General features: G+C 51.6%; 16 protein-coding genes. 5 read left to right on the top strand and 11 right to left on the bottom strand.

All coding sequences use genetic code 11. From position 1 onward, the window contains the following. Window positions 1–36: 36 nt before the first annotated feature. The 3 genes from F4X55_04905 to F4X55_04915 form a co-directional block, all read right to left on the bottom strand. Window positions 37–1485 carry an SDR family oxidoreductase gene (locus F4X55_04905; GenBank protein ID MYC40335.1) on the bottom strand — a complete coding sequence of 483 codons (1449 nt, stop codon included), beginning with the start codon at window positions 1483–1485 and terminating at the stop codon, window positions 37–39. Between the two features lie 43 nt (window positions 1486–1528). Further along, window positions 1529–2440 (bottom strand): GIY-YIG nuclease family protein, encoded by a 912-nt coding sequence (locus F4X55_04910; protein ID MYC40336.1) that lies wholly within the window; start codon window positions 2438–2440, stop codon window positions 1529–1531. Window positions 2441–2748: 308 nt separating this feature from the next. Beyond that, complete coding sequence (locus F4X55_04915; GenBank protein ID MYC40337.1) at window positions 2749–3417, bottom strand: glutathione S-transferase; 669 nt, start codon at window positions 3415–3417, stop codon at window positions 2749–2751. A gap of 198 nt (window positions 3418–3615) precedes the next feature. Between F4X55_04915 and F4X55_04920 the strand changes: the two genes are divergently transcribed. Continuing rightward, window positions 3616–4251 (top strand): sterol desaturase family protein, encoded by a 636-nt coding sequence (locus F4X55_04920; GenBank protein MYC40338.1) that lies wholly within the window; start codon window positions 3616–3618, stop codon window positions 4249–4251. After that, window positions 4221–5327: an NAD-dependent epimerase/dehydratase family protein gene (locus F4X55_04925; GenBank protein ID MYC40339.1), complete on the top strand. Its 1107-nt coding sequence runs from the start codon at window positions 4221–4223 to the stop codon at window positions 5325–5327. Before F4X55_04920 ends, F4X55_04925 begins: the two co-directional genes overlap by 31 nt. A 56-nt stretch (window positions 5328–5383) precedes the next feature. On the opposite strand, the gene F4X55_04930 is transcribed toward F4X55_04925, so the two are convergent. The 4 genes from F4X55_04930 to F4X55_04945 all read right to left on the bottom strand — a co-directional run bounded on the left by F4X55_04930 (window position 5384) and on the right by F4X55_04945 (window position 9085). After that, on the bottom strand, window positions 5384–5983 hold the full coding sequence (locus F4X55_04930) for a DUF479 domain-containing protein (GenBank protein ID MYC40340.1): 600 nt from the start codon (window positions 5981–5983) through the stop codon (window positions 5384–5386). A 9-nt stretch (window positions 5984–5992) separates the two neighbouring features. Continuing rightward, window positions 5993–7843, bottom strand: coding sequence for a molecular chaperone HtpG (htpG, locus tag F4X55_04935; protein MYC40341.1), 1851 nt, complete (start codon window positions 7841–7843; stop codon window positions 5993–5995). A gap of 202 nt (window positions 7844–8045) precedes the next feature. After that, a complete protein-coding gene (locus tag F4X55_04940; GenBank protein MYC40342.1) occupies window positions 8046–8864 on the bottom strand; it encodes a class I SAM-dependent methyltransferase in 819 nt (272 codons plus the stop codon). After that, window positions 8861–9085, bottom strand: a complete 225-nt coding sequence (locus F4X55_04945) for a hypothetical protein (GenBank protein ID MYC40343.1) — start codon at window positions 9083–9085, stop codon at window positions 8861–8863. Before F4X55_04945 ends, F4X55_04940 begins: the two co-directional genes overlap by 4 nt. Window positions 9086–9112: 27 nt before the next feature. Between F4X55_04945 and hemB the strand changes: the two genes are divergently transcribed. From hemB to F4X55_04960, 3 genes are all read left to right on the top strand, one after another. Next, window positions 9113–10147, top strand: coding sequence for a porphobilinogen synthase (gene hemB, locus F4X55_04950; protein MYC40344.1), 1035 nt, complete (start codon window positions 9113–9115; stop codon window positions 10145–10147). Window positions 10148–10237: 90 nt separating this feature from the next. After that, the gene (locus F4X55_04955) at window positions 10238–10519 is read left to right on the top strand and encodes a type B 50S ribosomal protein L31 (protein MYC40345.1); all 282 of its coding nucleotides are present in this window, start codon (window positions 10238–10240) and stop codon (window positions 10517–10519) included. Between the two features lie 524 nt (window positions 10520–11043). Further along, a complete protein-coding gene (locus tag F4X55_04960; protein MYC40346.1) occupies window positions 11044–11925 on the top strand; it encodes a DUF1295 domain-containing protein in 882 nt (293 codons plus the stop codon). A gap of 256 nt (window positions 11926–12181) precedes the next feature. Here F4X55_04960 and F4X55_04965 read toward each other — a convergent pair whose 3' ends face one another. The 4 genes from F4X55_04965 to F4X55_04980 form a co-directional block, all read right to left on the bottom strand. Continuing rightward, the gene (locus F4X55_04965; protein MYC40347.1) at window positions 12182–13066 is read right to left on the bottom strand and encodes a methyltransferase domain-containing protein; all 885 of its coding nucleotides are present in this window, start codon (window positions 13064–13066) and stop codon (window positions 12182–12184) included. Window positions 13067–13092: 26 nt separating this feature from the next. Continuing rightward, on the bottom strand, window positions 13093–13551 hold the full coding sequence (locus F4X55_04970; protein MYC40348.1) for a hypothetical protein: 459 nt from the start codon (window positions 13549–13551) through the stop codon (window positions 13093–13095). A gap of 119 nt (window positions 13552–13670) precedes the next feature. Continuing rightward, window positions 13671–14420 (bottom strand): type 1 glutamine amidotransferase, encoded by a 750-nt coding sequence (locus F4X55_04975; protein MYC40349.1) that lies wholly within the window; start codon window positions 14418–14420, stop codon window positions 13671–13673. Between the two features lie 57 nt (window positions 14421–14477). After that, window positions 14478–15158: a leucyl/phenylalanyl-tRNA--protein transferase gene (locus F4X55_04980; GenBank protein ID MYC40350.1), complete on the bottom strand. Its 681-nt coding sequence runs from the start codon at window positions 15156–15158 to the stop codon at window positions 14478–14480. Window positions 15159–15221: the final 63 nt, after the last annotated feature.

The following is a 15221-nucleotide window of genomic DNA, read 5'->3' on the forward strand; positions in this document are numbered from 1 at the left end:
TCGGTTTCATCGCAGGTAAGGGTATATCTTAGGGAATCAATAAGCTGCGCGTCTTGCAATTTCTTTAAGCATCTGCCTGAAAATAATCCAGTGGATTGGATAAAGACCATACCAGTAAAGCAGACCGCCGAGACCCAAGGGCTGGAAAACGGCCGTCTGCGTTATCTGACTGCCCCTTTCAGCGGGCTCGACTTCAAACTGAAGCCACGCCTGACCAGGCAACCTCATTTCCGCTCTCAGGCTCAGCAGTCGATTCTCTTCATACGCCTCAACACGCCAGAAATCCAGAGGGTCGCCCTGGCGCAAGTCGGTCGGATGCCGCCTGCCCCTCCGCATCCCTACTCCACCCACCAGCAGATCAACCAGGCCGCGCAGATACCATATCCAAGTGGCAAAATACCAGCCCTGCTCTCCGCCAATGCGTCGTATGGGCGCGAAGGCTCGGGCGGGGTTCACTTTGACGACGGCCTGCTGGCGGTCAACAAGTTGTGAGCCGAAACGTCTTCTGCCCCAAGACGGCCGGTTACCGCTTGAAGACACGGCGTCGCTCCAGCGGGTCTGGGCAATTTCCATATTTTCCTGCTTAAGGGCACGGTCTATCGCTTGGCGCACTCCCAAGGGATGTACCGGGAAACGCTTCAGGGCCGTTTTATCGCGGACGATGGTCTCGTTGCGTAAACCGTCAACGAGTTTCCTTCCCACCCGGGCGTAAAGGGGAGTCACAAGACCCAGCCAGAGACTTGAGAGATTGGGACTCAGTACAGGCACCGGAATCATGAAGCGCCGCACGCCGATCTGGCGTGCGTACTCCTGCATCAACTCACCGTAGGTAACCTGGTCAGGACCGGCGATTTCAAAAACCGCGCTGTCTTGCAGTTCCAGATCCAAGCCACAAATGAGATAGGCTATTACGTCTTCGATGGCGATGGGCTGGGTTAATGTTCTCACCCAGCTCGGGGTAACCATCAGCGGCAGCCTGTCAACCAGGCTTCGCAGCAACTCAAAAGAAAGCGATCCCGAGCCGATTATGATCGAGGCGCGAAATTCCAAGGTCAGGGGACCTTCTGAGGCCAGAATATCCCCTACTTCCCTGCGGCTCGCTAAGTGAGAGGAAAGTTCACCATCTCCGAACAAGCCTCCCAGATAAATAATTCGACGCACCCCATGTCGGCGTGCAACCCGGGCAAAATTACGCGCCCCGATACGGTCCTGCTCCTCGAAGTTGTCCCCGGAACCCATGGAATGGACCATGTAGTAGGCCGTGTCCACCCCTTCAAGCGCGATCTCGAGAGAATCAGGGTCAAGCACATCGCCGGCGATAATCCGGGTATCGGGGGAGAAACGACCGGCGAGATATCCGGGATTGCGGGCAAGACAACGCACCGGCTCTCCCCTTCCCTCCAAAGCCGGGACCAGCCGCCCGCCAACATAACCGCTTGCCCCCGTTACCAGTATAATCCGGTCTTCTTTCTTATCATCGGACATTAACTTCTCGATGCAATTATTAACTGAGATTAATTAACCTCTTTTAAAAAACATCGCTGAGCTTTTTTGCTGTCCTGAGCTTTTCAAATGTGGTGTAGCGTAGCCCCTGCATAGCTCCAAGCGGAGCGTCGCTGAAAGGTATCGGCCCAATCTCTTGTGCTTTCTCAGAGAAAACAATCCGATACTTACCACTCTCCCCATATGGTTCGATCCGGTCAACCGGCGCATAGTGTGTGATTGCGGAAACTGGATTTGTTTGATAAGCGGCGATGTATTTAATCTTTCCAAGCATCCCACCAGAGATACGTATTGCATGCCAAGAGTCTTCTCCGAGAAAGACCTTCTTAAACCCCTCTTCACGTGCGGGCACTATTACAGTATCGGGTTTGTGCGAAGGCAAATTGGGCAGTATATCTTCAGTAGTAGCTCTTGGCGTAGCAACTGGTTTCGGAAACTCGAACACTCGCAAGCCCACCAATGGGAGTATTTGGAGGATTTCCTTTAGAAATCTCTTTGTATCCGCTTTCTCAGATTCAGTCATCACAGGTTCTTGCGGAACATTACCGTTGGCCAAATGGCAGCGGTTAGCTTGCGCTGCACGATCCAGTAGCGCATATTCCAGCCAAGTAATATGAGCCCGGTTGAGACCATCATTGGCTGAAACAAACACGATCCCATGATCCCAGAAATCCTTATCCTTATAGTGAGACTCAATACGTTTATGGACACCATCCGCCTGACCAACATAAATAGTTGGCAACTCATCATCCTCATTCTCATAACCCTTTAACATATAAACACCGGCTCGAGTGAACTCAGGACGCTGCTTGATTTCTGCCCATTTGGAACGTGGAAAGGCCAAACCGACCCCTGTCCAATTCATATGGTCAATCACCATAAGGCTTTCTGGGTCGCCATCGGGGACATATATGTGGATTGTAAACGCTTCAGCCATTAATTGCTCTGGTTTTTAATACTCCCACACTGAGAACTTAATATTGATGATTTCATTAGACCTAGAACTGGAGCATACTCCAAACAAATTCTATGTAATGAGAAAATATATGTAAGAACATGTTTAATTGTCAATCATGTATGCACAACTATAAGAACGTGTTCTGAGTTTGCTAAAATTCAGGTTTTGACATTTCTTCAAATTTCTTCTTATGGTTCAGGAAAATCACATCCAATCCCCTACCTTGATGGAAATTGCTAAAAAAATGTTTTTGCCCAAAAAGGAAAAGAGTCCTCAGTATACGGAAACTAGGAAAGCAGTTTCTGAATTCTCTTTATCCTCTCTTCTTCCGTTTCCTCTTCCTTCAAGCTTGGGGGAATCCCGTTTCCTCTTATCACGGCGGGCCTTTCGCCAACTTCGGCATGCCACCTAGTAAGATTCGGAAAAGCCCTGAGATCCAGTTCCGCCCAGTCGTAAGCGTTTATCCAGGGCCATGTGGCTATGTCGGCGATCGAATACTCTTCTGCAAGATACTCCACTTCAGAGAGTCTTCCGTCGAGTATCGAGTAGAGCCTTTTAGTCTCCTCGGTGTATCTCTTTATGGCATAGGGTATTTTTTCCGGGGCGTACTTTAAAAAGACGTTCAGCTGTCCCTGCATGGGCCCTACCGCCGACATCTGGAACATGAGCCACTGGATGCACGTTGTTCTGCGACTGTCCCCTAGGGGCGGAAGAAAGTTTCCGAACTTGTCGGCAAGATATATGAGTATGGCTCCTGACTCAAAAACCGCCGTGCCGTCATCATTGTCAACTATTGCGGGTATTTTCCCGTTCGGGTTTATCTCGAGAAACCACGGCTCCTTGTGTTCAAGCTCAGAGAGGTTAAGAGCGTGAATCTTGTAGGCGGCTCCCAGTTCTTCAAGCATTATTGAAACCTTCTTGCCGTTCGGCGTGGCCGCCGTGTAGAGATCGATCATTTTTTGCCTCGGTTTATATCGGGCCCTCAGTTAGGGAATTATATACAATAGTTACGAAAAATCCGGTCAATTTAACTTGTTTCCTGCATCGGCCGTATATGTTAAATTTTCTTTTGGAAGGAGTCAGACGATGACCGCAACAGGTCACGCTCCCGAAATGAAACGTAGATTGAGTACGGCTGGACGAAGGATGCCCAGATGACCTATATAATAAGCGCAATCCTGGTGATGAGCGGATTTATGGCCGGAGCCCAGCTGGCCTACTCTAAGCTCTATGACTGGAGAATAGCCGAGGGAGACGGCAGTCGTCTCAAGGACCGTTACAGAAATGCTTCAATGAACGGAACGATCGCCGTGGCGCTTTACCTTGTCGCGATCGTGATGTTCGGGGAACTCCTGATAGACTTGGATGCAGCTTCCACCTGGTACAAGCCCATCCTTGTCCTGCTGCTTTACGATTTCGGGTACTACTGGCTGCATCGTCTGCTGCATGTGCGGAAAGTCATGCAGAAAGTGCACTGGGTTCATCACATGAACCTGCATCCCACTGCCGTCGACTCCCTGTATCTGCACCCGGTGGAAATGATCGCGGGGCTGGCTTTCCTGTTAATCTCGATAGTGATAGTGGGCCCCTTGGGTATCGGAGCGTTTCTGGCGGTCGTTTTGCTTCATACCATCATCAACATACTGCATCATACGAATCTGCAGCTACCCTATCGTCTGGCATGGCTCGCGAACCACTGGGCCTCAAGTCACGATGCGCATCATAGCCAGGGAGGAAATTACGGAGTGATTACGCCTGTATGGGACTGGATATTCGGAACGCGCTCATAAAAGGTCCCGTACTGGTAACCGGCGGATGTGGATTCATCGGAGGGGCGATTGTCCACGCATTGGCCGACGAGGGGCGGGATGTGCGGGTAGTCAGTCCGCATTGCCATTCGTTTCGGTCCGACGTGCGATTTCTGAACGTGGATATCAGAGACCTGTCTGCCCTCGTCCGGGCTTGCCAAGGATGCGAGACGGTTATTCATTGCGCGTCCGTCGTACAGACCCGCAACACGGCACGGGATGAAATGTGGTCCGTGAACTACGGCGGGACGGTCAACGTGATAGAAGCATGCAGGAGGGCTGGGGTACGCAAACTCGTGCATATCAGTTCGGCCAGCGTGGTTTTCGAGGGCAGGGATATCGAGGCCGGAGACGAGACCCTTCCCTATGCGGAAGTATCTATGAGCGCCTACGTGGACAGCAAGATAGAGGCGGAACGGCGTGTCCTGGAATTCGCTACAGAGGATGTAACCCGGGCATGCGCGCTGCGTCCTCACCTTGTCTTCGGTCCGGGAGACCAACGTTTCCTCCCGAACATTCTCAAACGGGCAGACGGGGCAGGTATCCGGGAAGTTGGTCGGAGGGAGAAGCTGTCCGATTTCGTCTATGTCGACAATGTGGTCGATGCCGTGCTGGCCGCGGAACGGGCCCTTGACTCGAACGGGCTGGTATCCGGTCAGGCATATTTCGTGACAAACGCGGAGCCGGTCCCGTTTTTCGAGTTCATAGAACGCCTGCTTATGGCGTCAGGGTACGGTCCCATCCGACGACGTATTCCCTACTGGGTGGCGTACGCGGGAGCGGGCATTGTGGAGGGCTTCCATGCCGTGATACGACGGGGTTTGGTCCCGGAGGACGGCCTGTCCCGGTTCGCGGTCCGCTACTTGAATACGCATCACTACTTCCGTATTGACAAGGCGTGCCGCGACCTGCATTGGCAACCCCGCGTATCCCTTGCCGAGGGGATAGCACGCACGGCCGATTCGTTGCACGATTCGGCGTACGACAGGGCGTTACGTGTTCAACAAGAACCCTCTATCGCAAAGGAACCAGACGATAAAGGTGATGTCCCGCGATAACTGGACCTTCGACGCACAGATCGTAACCGCCGTAGGAATGTTCAGCGCAGGGTCCATTAGGCCTGAATCTCGTCCGCTCTCTCAAGATGTTTCGCGTATTCAATAATTTCCGGGAAAAACCGGTTGAAATGCTCGTTCATCTCGTCGTAGTGCGCCACGAGTTCCTGCTCGGACCCGGAAAGGGGATTTTTTCTCCTTACTCTTATCGACATCCCCCGGAATACGACGCTTAGCCCGGAAATGCTCCGGTACTTCTCTATCCAGCCGTCCTTGATGATGGTGTTTATCCTGGCCGCCGCGTGCTCGGGGAAGATATCCGCCGCCCCGAGGATTATACCGTACGACCTGTCAAGAAAGTCCCTTAGGCTCTCATCCGAATACCTCTCCCAGTTAACGGCAAGCAGGTGGTCATAGAAGATGTCAAGAATAACCCTACTCCAGCGCCTGCGCTCGGGACTTATAAGCCGGGCGCACTCCCTCGTTATTTCATGAGAATCCGTCCAGGCGTCAATCCTGCGGTGCATCACTATCCCGCGTCTTATGCCCGGGGAATAGCGGTCCTCGGTGAGGCGGCCCTTCACGAAATCGCCCAGGAAATTTCCTATCAGGCATTCAGGGTCATCCCCGGCAAGGCGGATATGGGCAAGGTAGTTCATCTGCGAACGTCACCCGGAACTCAGCCGCTCAAGAAACTTGTTTATTCTTCCGACCATGCTTCCGGGATTCTCCATGTACCCGGCGGCCAAAAGCGCGTTATCAAAGAGTTGCTCAACTATGATTGCGGCGAATTCCCCGTCTTTTCCTCTCATGGATGCAAGGTTTTTTATAAGCGCATGGTCGCCGTTTATCTCAAGGCGGACGACGGAACGCATCTCGGCACCCGCGCTGATGTTCTTCATGATCCTTTTCATTCCCTGGGTCATGGTGGAATCGGAGTTAAACGCAGCAGCGGGACTCTCAATGAGCCTCCGGCTCATGCGCACGTCCCCGACCTTCTCGCCAAGCACTTCCTTCATCCAGCCGCAAAGCGATTTTTCCTCCTCGGAAGGACCCTCAGAAGAACTCTCCGCATCCTTACCCACAACTCCTATGTCAACGCTGTCGGCAGAAATAATCTTTTTTTCCTCATACTCCCCGAGAGTCGACATCACGAATTCGTCAATCGGTTCGTATATGAAAAGAACCTCGATGTTCTCGGAGCGGAAAAACTCCATGTGAGGCCCGTTCTCAAGCGTTTCTCTTGCGGAACCGAACAGGTAATAGATCTCCTCCTGATCTTCGCGCATCCCCGAGAGGTAGTCCTCAAAGGAAACCAGTTCCCCTTCCCCCTTGCGCGAGGACTCAAAGCGCAGCAGCCCCCGAAGCTGCTCTTTGTGTTCAAAATCCGATGCTACACCCTCTTTTATGAAAAAACCGAACTTGCCGTAGAAATCGCCGTAACTTTTCGGGTCGTCAGCCGAACTCTGCTCGAGAAACTTTATGAACCTTTTCGTGATGGCGGAATTAAGCTTCTTCACAAGCGAGCTGTCCTGCATGGTTTCTCTTGAGATGTTAAGAGGAATGTCAGCGCTGTCCACCACGCCCTTTAGAAATCTTGCCCATTCGGGAAGAAGATTTTTGGGAGAGGCGTCTATAAGAACCCTTCTTGAGTAAAGACTCACTCCGGGATCCATTCTCCCGAATCCCAGGCGCTCCATGTTGTCCTCAGGCACGAACAGAAGCACGTTCATGTCAATCGGGGCTTCCGAGGAGAAATGAAGCCTGTATCTGGGTTCGTCAAAGGAATTTGTCTGGAATCTGTAGAAGCCGCCGTACTCCTGATCCGTAATTTCGCTTTTGTTGCGAAGCCAGACGGCTTCCGTCGTATTTATCTGCTCACCGTTTAGCTTAAGCGGGAATGGAACAAACGCGGAGTATTTTCTAAGGATGTCCCTTATCACTTCCGGGTCGGAGTACTCCTTTGCATCCTCCCTGAGAGACACGACGACCTTTGTGCCCCTTCTGTGCCCCTTTCCCTTTGTTATCTCGAACACTCCGTCCCCGCTGCTTCGCCAGACGAGATGCTCTGAATTCTTCCTGTAGCCACGGGTCACCACTTCAACCGAATCGGCAACCATAAAGGAGCTGTAAAAGCCCACCCCGAACTGCCCGATCAGATCTCCGCCTTCAGTCCCGCTTTTCTCTATCGCCTCAAGAAAACTCCTTGAACCCGACCGGGCTATCGTTCCGAGGTTCTCAACGAGCTCTTTTCTGCTCATTCCGATGCCGTAGTCGGTAAAGGTGATCGTATTGTCCTCGCTTGATGTGGATATTTCGATTTCAAGCGGGAGCGCCTCGTCGTATATCTCTTTTTCGGTAAGCTGTATGTACCTCAGTTTTTCAAGGGCGTCACAAGCGTTTGAAACCAGCTCCCTGATGAATATCTCCTTGTCTGTATAGAGAGAATTGATCACGATATCCATCAGCCTTCGCACTTCGGCCTGGAACTCGTGCTTTTCAGTTTTCTCCTTGGTCATCTAAAACCTCCATTAAGCGGCAAATTCCATTTGGAAAAACCGTTTTCACTTAGTAAAAATAAGACTGATTGCTCCCTTGACAAGTGCACGCGGCCCGAGAACCGTTTTTTTATACGGTAAATGTTCCAAGACGGCGAGCTTACCGTAGAGAATTCGGAAGAAAGATATGGGGTCAGGTCTTGATAAAGTCCCAAAGGCAATCCTATTTGCGCCCTGTCGCTTCCCCCCAGGCAAAAGCCGCCAGCGCTCCAGAGGTGTCCTTCCACTCATCAAGCTTCCGGCGCCAGTCATCGAACTGTTCCTGGGTAGCAATACCGTATTTCGTGGCCGCTTCAACTGTATCAGGGGAGAAAAACCAAGCGCTAATGAAACCGTGAAGAAAATCAATGTCTTCGTCCGTGCAGAAAGGTTCGAACGAAACACTCGCACTTATGTCCGAGAAACCGGCCTCAACAAACAGCCGCTTGAGTTCCCTGCCGATCTGGGGGTGGCCCCCGTTAGCTTCGATAAGCTTCGCAAACGTTTCCCATCCGTCCCTCAACGAAGGCTCCAAAAACGAGGAATCAACAAACATCTCCCGGCTTGAGATGATGCCGCCGGGCTTCAGGACTCTACGCACCTCCGCCAGAACAGCCAAGGTTTGCGGGGCGTGCATGAGAACGGCGTGACAGTGTGCGACATCAAACGAGTCATCCTCAAAGGGCAGATCTGCCACGTCAGCGGTCTGGAACACAGCGTTTCGGTGTCCGCCGGCATCCGCGGCGGCCCGTGCGATCTCAATCTGCGAAGCCTCCATATCGACACCGAAAAACTCTCCGGGTTCAACCGCTTTTGCCAGTCCCACAGAAATCGTTCCGGGGCCGCAGCCGAAATCAAGAACGCGCATGCCCGGCTCAAGGTGCGGAAGCAGGTGTGCGGCGCTGGTCCCCGCATTGCGGCGCCTGAGCAGTTTCTGAAAATCGTCGCTGTATCCCATGGTGTAGGCAGAAGTGGAAGCATCTTGGGTCTTGTTGCTGTTCATGGATTCCTCCTCAGTGCTTTTGGCAAATCATTATAGACCCCGGCTGCCACATTTAAAAGCCCTAGGAAGGCAGAATCCGGAAAAAACTTGAGCAGAGTCTTCTCCACCGTCCCCATCCTCCAAGTGCTAGCCGGGAATATTCGGCTTTTGTTGACTATTCTCCCGAGCCTTTTATTATTTTCCGGGGGTTTCGCGCTGTGTAAAAGCGCTTCTCCTCCCATGCTTATAAAACCAAGATTGCAAAAACCATGAGCACCAGAAGAAAAACTAAAATAAAAACGCCGGTTAGAGACGTCCCTTCTCTTGACCTCTCCGCAAGGCCAAGAAGAAACCGCAAATCCCCTTCCATAAGAGACTTGGCGCGGGAAACTTCGCTTCTGCCGGGAGACCTTGTGTATCCACTTTTTATCCACGATAAAAACGGCGATGAGGAAATAGAATCGATGCCCGGATGCAAAAGATGGGGCATTGCGGGTCTTGTGGAGGAAGTGAGGCAGTCCCACAATCTGGGCGTCGGGGCGGTAATGATTTTCCCTGCAATCGAAGACGGACTTAAATCTCCTTTTGCCGAGGAGTGTTATAACCCGAGGGGTCTTGTGCCAAGGGCCATAGCCACCATTAAAAAAGAGGTTCCGGAAGTTGCCGTCATAACGGACATAGCCCTTGATCCATACTCAAGTGACGGGCACGACGGCGTGGTGTCCCCATCCGGGGAAATACTTAACGACGTAACGGTCGAGGTGCTCTGTAAGCAGGCTCTATGCCATGCCGCCGCAGGAGTCGACATAGTCGCCCCGAGCGACATGATGGACGGGAGGGTTGGAGCGATCAGGGAGATCCTCGACGAAGAGGGCCATACGAACGTTTCGATAATGTCGTACACGGCAAAGTACGCCTCCTCTTTTTACGGACCGTTTCGCGGAGCGCTTGACTCAGCGCCCAGAGGCGGGGACAAAATGACTTACCAGATGGATCCCGCTAACTCAAGAGAAGCCTTGAGGGAGCTCATTTTGGACGAAGAAGAGGGTGCGGATATGGTGATGGTAAAACCCGCTGGGTACTACTTGGATCTGGTATCCCAGTTTCGGGAAAACACCGACCTGCCGGTGGCGGCCTATCAGGTAAGCGGCGAGTACCTCATGATAAAGGCGGCCGCGCAATCGGGGTGGCTTGAGGAGGAAAAAATAATCCTTGAAAGCCTTCTTAGCATAAAAAGGGCCGGGGCCGACATTGTAATCACCTATTTTGCGAAAAAGGCGGCTGAAATTCTTTCCCGAACCTAGCAATAGGAAAAGACCGGTGCCGCAGCGCGCTTTACAAAATTTTATAGTCGTATAGAATTCCCTTTCTCAAAAAAACACTGGACAGACAAGATGAAAAAAGACATTCACCCAGATTACAACTACGTGGTTTTCAAGGACTCGTTCACCGGGCATATGTTCCTTACGCGCTCGACCAGAACATCCGAGGAAACCACCAAATGGGAAGACGGAAACGAGTACCCGCTTATAAGCGTGGAAATCTCAAGCGACTCTCACCCTTTCTACACCGGAAGGGAAAAACACTATAAAAAAGAAGGCAGGGTCGAGAAATTCCGTCGCAAGTACCAGAAAAAGTCCCCCAAGGAAGAGACCGCGGAAACCGAATCACAGTAAAAAGGTTTCAGAATCCCTCCGTTTTTGCCATAACCGAATGAGGGAAGATGTGGTTGCAAAAACGGTTTGATCAATTATTTCGTCTGGCGCAGTACGGGATCGTGAATTCGCAATCGATGAAGGGCTCTATCCAGATGTATTCATGAATGCTCCGGGTAGCCGCACTGCGGGTGGTTCGGATGGAATCATGCTCAACATTTTGGCTGAACGTGTTCTCGGAATGCCACAGGACATCCGCTTCGATAAGGGGATTCCATTCAGCAAAATTCCGACGGGAAGCAACAATTGATGAGCGTAGGGCCGTTACCGGGCAAGTCGATACGTGTTTAAGACTTTCTTCGGTTTGCTTAGTGTGTTACGAGCAATGAATCAATCGAAAGTTCAAGATTTGCCGGCATGGCGCGAACTTAATGCACGTGCAAATTTCTAAGTTGGTACTGTAGAAACTCATTTGCGACATTTGAACAGAGCGATATTGATGCTGGAGCGTATGACGGATACGTTAGTCGGTGGAAAATGAAAGTATGCTGGATATCAATTTTTTTAACCATCCACTCGCAGGTACACCGTTTGGTACAGCATTTGACCTGTGCTTGATCTCGGCGGCGATAGTGTGGCTATTGTCCGTGGTAACTCGCGAATACTCTTGGGTTGATCGGTTGTGGTCAATTTGTCCAATCATCTATTGCCTTATCGTTGCAGCAAGTGTTGACTTTGACGTGCCGCGTTTAAATCTCATGTTGATTCTCGTATCGCTTTGGGGAATTCGTCTCACATTCAACTTTGCGCGCAAAGGAGGTTTTTGGAAAGGAGGTGAAGACTATCGATGGGGCATAGTACGCGAAAAAGTTGGCGAACTCAAGTTTCAAGTGATTAATATCCTGTTTATTGCGTTCGGGCAGATGCTCATAATTTGGTTGTTTACTGCTCCAGTGCATCTGGCATGGTTAGGACGCGATACGTCGCTTACTTGGATTGATGGAGTATCTGTAACTTTATTCCTGGTGTTCCTTGTTGGTGAAACCATTGCTGATGAGCAAATGTGGGCGTTTCAGCAGGCTAAGAAACAGAAGATCGCAGCAGGCGAGGAAATTACGCAACCATTTATCAAGACTGGCCTTTTTGCTTTTTGCCGCCATCCGAATTATTTTTGCGATATAAGCCTGTGGTGGGTGTTCTATCTCTTTGCCGTTGCGGCTACGGGGCAGTGGTTGAACTGGTCTGGGCTCGGCTTCATTATATTAACGTTGCTTTTCATTTTTACTTCAAAATTGGTAGAGTCCATTTCTCTTGAGAGGTATCCTACCTATCGGGAATATCAGGAATCGGTTCCACAGCTAATGCCATTTACGCGGATAGGCTGCCCGAAGGTGCGAAACGACAATGGAACTGAGCTGCTCAGCTAACCTGTATAGGAGACCGTCCACGGTATGCTGACCAATTGGGCCTGATTCTGTTTGAGAGTGAATGCTACTGACGTCAAATTTTGAATTCGAACGGTAGTTTTCAACTTGGCGACAGTCGCGGGCCTCCAGCTTATCTATTTGTTAAATAGTCAGAATTCGAGGTCAATACGTGCAAATGATTCTGCAGTTGGGAAAATGGCTTGCTCGGATGAAAAAGGAGCTTCCAAACTATAGAAAATCCAAGTCCACCCTGCCCTCAGGCTAGCGCAATGATGAACAGGCGAGGGAAAGGATACAGCGTACGGTTCCCCGAACCCCTGGGATAAGCATCCCGAAGCCGCCGCTTGTATACTTTTAAAAACCGGTTTCGTTCAGTATCGGACAAACCATTTAGAATCGGGCGCAGACCGCTGCCCATAACCCATTCAAAAACAGGATCATCGCCCTCCAGCACATGGAGATACCGTGTTTCCCAGATATCAAGGCGTCGCGTACAGGGAGAAAGGATATCATAGTAAAAGTCCGCATCTTCAACCCATTTGTTCGACAATGTGGCAAGAAGCGAAGTGTCGCCAACGGGCTTCCCGTCGGGACCGCCATCTGCCAACGTATTCCGCATCAAGCGGTGAGACGGAAGATCCCAGCTAAGCGGCATCTGGACCGCAAGGCAGCCTCCCGGGTTAAGGTAGCCCACCAAGCGCGCAAACAGTTCAGAGTGGCCGTCAACCCAGTGCAAAGACGCATTGGAATAGATAAGGTCCGGGGCTTCCTCCGGCACCCAGCTGCGGATATCGGCATCTGCCCAGTGTACGGTCGACGGCTCCGCAGCCGCCTCGGCCAGCATCTGTGGTGAGTTATCGATACCGTATACCTTGGATGAGGACCAGCGCTTCGCCAGAAGACGGGTTATGTGGCCTGAACCGCAGCCCAGATCATAGATCACACCCGGAGCCTCAAGGGGTATACGATCCAGCAACTCAAGGGCCGGTCGCAAACGCTCCTGGGAGAACTTCAGGTACTGACCGGGGGCCCAGCGCGTTCCGGCAACCTCGCCCTGATGCGCTCTTTGCGACATGCGATTTCCTCGCTCCACCCCTCGGAGATGTCCGCACGGTTTTTTGTGCGGAGTGGTCAGCAACATCGTCTTTTTAACTTCAGGAACTACGATTAGTCGCCGCTCAGGTAACTTACCACGTCATCCTGAATGGACTCGTCCACAAGTTCCCTCCACTCCTCATTGCCGCTTGCTATCGATTCGCGTATTTTGGTAGCCGATATGAACCCTATGTTCTCAGGCGGAAAAAACTCGTTCATCTCGTAACCGACTCCCCTGCCCCAGTTTACCGATTCAATGTCCGGAATCACCATCACGACCACATCATCCCCCTTGCTCTCGTGATATTTTCTTATCATTCCAACGGTCTGTTCCGTGGTGAAGGGGTTTTTCGGGTCGGGAGGAATATCCCTTACCATTATCAGGCACGGAACTCCATTGTCGAGCTTCTGCCTGACAAGGCTTATGTGCCCGGCGTGGTAGGGCTGATATCTGCCGATGAATATGGCTCTTCTGGAAGGAGAAGGCTTTATGTCCGGATGACCGTGATTTTTACATTCCCAGTTGCTCATTATTTACCTCGTCGAGTGGATTAAAAGAAGATTTTTACTAACTGAAAGACGCACGGATTATACACACGTCCGGATTTTTTTCAACAGCAATCAATAAGGGGACTGCAGGCGGCAAAGCTTCAGACAGAAGGCATATGCGCCTTTTTCTCCGAGATGCCCCCGAGCAGATCGATAAAACCGCCGAAAGTCCGCCTGCTGAGATCGGAAAGGGCATCTATGTATTTTGGCGTCTCGGATCTTATAACATCGGGATTTATCTTGCCGCCGAGTTCTTCGATTTCCTTTTTGTTCACCGGAGTAACAAGCCAGCGCTCTATCATTGGTGCGTCTACCTCGAGGTGAAACTGGAACCCGTACACCTTGTCTCCGTATCGAAACGCTTGGTTCGCACACGCGGGGGAAGTGGCCAAGTGCACGGCTCCCGGAGGAATCTCAAAAGTATCCCCGTGCCACTGAAAGACCTTCTCAACCGCGCCGAATGCGCCCATAAGACGGTCCTCTCCCCCCTCTTCGGTAGGGGAAACGTCATACCAGCCGATCTCCTTCTCCGGGTTCTTGCGAACCCGGGCTCCGAGGGCCTTGGCAATCAGCTGCGAACCGAGACATACGCCGAGCACCGGAGCGTCCATTTCGATAAATTCCCTTATGGACTCGGTCTCCGGTACGAGGTAAGGATACTCCTCGGTCTCGTCCACGTTCATCGGCCCCCCCAGAACAACAAGACCGTCGTAATTGCGGAGTCTGGGGATCTTGTAGTTTGAACGGCCGAAGTTTACGTAACGTATCCTGAAACCGGCATCCCTTAGCATCGGGTCAAGCGTTCCCAGTATCTCGTGAGGCACGTGCTGGAAGACAAGCAATTTCGGCATGAGGCAGGATTTTAACCATTTTTCCGGCCTCTGTCATTTTGCTGGGGCAGCGACAGTTCAGAGCTCCCACCTGCCGCGCAGGGTCTTCTTCTCAAGAGAGGATTCAAGCGCAGACAGAAACTCCTTTCTTGAGATTTCTCTTCCCCCGAGAGTCCTCATATGATCAGTCGGAACCTGGGAATCTATGAAATCAAAACCGGATTCCCAGCATTTTCGCGTCAGATGGAAAAGGGCCACCTTGGAAGCGTCGGTTTCGAGGTGAAACATCGATTCCCCGAAAAACGCACCGCCGAGAGACACTCCGTAAAGACCGCCGACGAGTTTCCCATCCAGGTAGGTCTCAAGAGAATGAGCGTAACCCAGTTCATGCAGTTTCCCGTAAGCCGCCTTCATCTCCTCGGTTATCCAAGTCCCGCTCTGCCCTTTCCTTTGGACCTGAGCACAGTTCTCGACGACCGCGGCGAAATCCGTATCGGCCCTTACCGAGAATTTCCCGGAAGACACCGTTTTTAAGAGGGTTTTTGAGAACTTGAAGTCCCCCGGAAGAAAAATCATTCTCGGGTCGGGAGAGAACCATAAAATGGGGTCTTCCTCGGAATACCAGGGGAAAATGCCGTTTTCGTAGGCCAAAAGAAGCCTCTCGGGAGAAAGGTCCCCTCCGACCGCCAGAAGCCCTCCCGGCTCCGCTTCGGACGGATCGGGAAACATTATTCGGGAGTCGAGAAAGTAAACGGTCATCGGTTCCGGATAAAATCCTTTTAGCGTGACGGCCGCTCACTCAGGAAAATCCCTCGGGTTTGC

The sequence above is a fragment of the Candidatus Dadabacteria bacterium genome, from assembly GCA_009840385.1.
In the GTDB taxonomy this organism is placed as follows: domain Bacteria; phylum Desulfobacterota_D; class UBA1144; order Nemesobacterales; family Nemesobacteraceae; genus Nemesobacter; species Nemesobacter australis.